At 69.6% G+C, this 2,261-nt stretch carries 2 protein-coding genes; both read left to right on the top strand.

Going from position 1 to position 2,261, the window contains the following annotated elements:
• On the top strand, window positions 1-1,971 hold a 1,971-nt coding region (locus tag ACPXB1_RS30530; RefSeq protein WP_425736161.1), incomplete at its 5' end, for a condensation domain-containing protein.
• Window positions 1,968-2,261: AMP-binding protein (locus ACPXB1_RS30525; protein ID WP_425736160.1), on the top strand; the 294-nt coding region annotated here is incomplete at its 3' end. The genes ACPXB1_RS30530 and ACPXB1_RS30525, both read left to right, overlap by 4 nt.

Below are 2,261 nucleotides of genomic sequence, written 5' to 3'. Positions count from 1 at the left end.
GGCACCCTCGAATACCTCGGACGCCGCGACCGACAAGTCCAACTCCGCGGCCAACGCGTCGAACTCGGCGAAATCGAACACGCCCTGTGCGAGCACCGGGCGGTCCGGCAGAGCGCGGTGGCGGTTCGCAACGGCACCCTGACCGGGTACGTCGTCGGCGACGCAGACCCGGCCGACGTACGCCGGTTCCTCGCCGACCGGCTCCCCACCTACATGATCCCGACCGCCCTCATCACACTGCCCGAGCTACCGCTGACGCCGAACGGCAAGCTCGACACCGCCCAGTTGCCCGAGCCCGCGCCTGCGGTCACCGAGCACGTGGCGCCGCGCACCGACACCGAACGGTGGCTGGCCCGGGTCTGGCGGGACCTCATGCGGGTCGACCAGGTAGGCGCGACCGACAACTTCTTCGACCACGGCGGCAACTCACTGCTCGGCATCCAGCTCACCGCCCGGGTGCGCGACCAACTGGGCATCGACCTACACCCGCGTGAGCTGTTCGCCAACCCCGTTCTCGAAGACCTCGCCGCCCACCTCGACCGCGCCGAGCCCACCGCCGGCCGGACCGCGATCGTGCCGGTACCGCGTGACGGAACACTGGTATGCACTCGGCAGCAGGAAGGGCTGTGGTTTGAACACCAACTCGACCCGGCGTCCACGGTCTACCACATCCCCGTCGCGCTCCGGCTGCGCGGCGTGCTGGACGAACCCGCCCTGCGGCGAGCGCTGCACGCGCTGGTAGTGCGACACGAAGCCCTGCGCACGCGGTTCGTCGAGCACAACGGACTCCCCCGCCTGGTGATCGACCCCGCACCGGCCGACCTTGCCCTGCCCGCGGTCGACATCGCGGCCGACACCGTCACCACCTGGGTCAACGATCAGGTCAGCCGCCGGATGGATCTGGCGACCGGGCCGGTATTCCGCACGGCGCTGGCCCGCCTGGCGGCCGACGAGCACGTGCTCGTGCTCGTCGCGCACCACATCGTCGCCGACGGCTGGTCGGTGGGGATCCTCGCCGACGAGTTGGCCCACCTCTACGCCGCGGAAACCGGCCTCACCACCCAGGCCCAGCTACCAGACCTGCCCGTACAACCCGCCGACCACGCGGCCTGGCAGCGCGCCCGCCTCGACGATGAGGAGTTGGGTCGCCAACTCGATCGCTGGCGGATGATCCTGGCCGACCTACCGACGGTGGATCTGCCCAGCGACCGGCCGCGTCCGGCTCACCCCACCGGTGCCGGAGCCTGGATCGGCCGGCCGTTGCCCGACGACGTGACAGCCGCCGCCCGCCGCTACGCCCGCGACCACCACGTCTCCTTCCTCGCCATCCACCAAGCCGCACTGCTCACCGTGCTGCACCGCTACACCGGACAAACCGACCTACCCATCGGCTCGATCTTCTCCGGCCGCACCCACATCGACACCGAACCGATGGTCGGCTACTTCGCCAACACCGTCGTCCTACGCACCAACACCAACGGCGACCCCACCTTCACCGACCTCATCCACCGCTGCCACGACACCGTCCTGGAAGCCACCGCACTCCAGGACATCCCGTTCAGCCTGATCGTCGACAGCCTCAAACCCGAACGCGTCACCGGCCGCAACCCCCTGTTCCAGATCAGCCTCACCCTGCAACCAGCCCTCTCTCGGAGCGCGTCGGGGCTCGGCACACTCACCGCCGAACCTGTGGACGCCACCACCGGAAGCGCCCGCTTCGACATCGCGGTCAGCATCGAAGAAACACCCGACGGCCAGCTGAGCATCGCCGCCGAATACTCCACCGAACTCTTCGACGCCGACCGCGTCGACCGCCTGCTCGAGCACTGCATCACCGCGCTCGCCAACGGACTGGCCCAGCCCGGCGACCTCGTCGAGGACGTCGACATCCTCACGTCCGCCGAACGCGACCACATCCTGTACGCGCTGAACCCGTCCGAGGACACCGACGGCCAGGTAGGTGTGGCATGAAGGGCCTGTTGCACGGCGTACTGGCGGGTCATGACCCCGACCGGGTGGCGATCCGGTTCCAGGGCGTCGACCTCAGCTACGGCGAGTTGGACCGTCGATCCACCCGACTGGCCCAGAGGCTGCGCAGGCACGGCATCGGCCCGGGCCACATCGTCGGGCTCCTGCTCGACCGGGGCCTGCACCTACCCGTAGCCCAACTGGCGGTGATGAAGACCGGCGCCGCCTGGACCATGCTGGACCCGCAACTGCCACCGGCCAGGCTGGCGTACCAGACCAGCGACTCCGGTGCC

It is taken from the genome of Micromonospora sp. DT68 (genome assembly GCF_049847245.1).
Lineage (GTDB): Bacteria > Actinomycetota > Actinomycetes > Mycobacteriales > Micromonosporaceae > Micromonospora > Micromonospora profundi.
The sequence above is the reverse complement of the archived record's forward strand: the minus strand, read 5'-3'. Positions and strand labels throughout refer to the sequence as shown.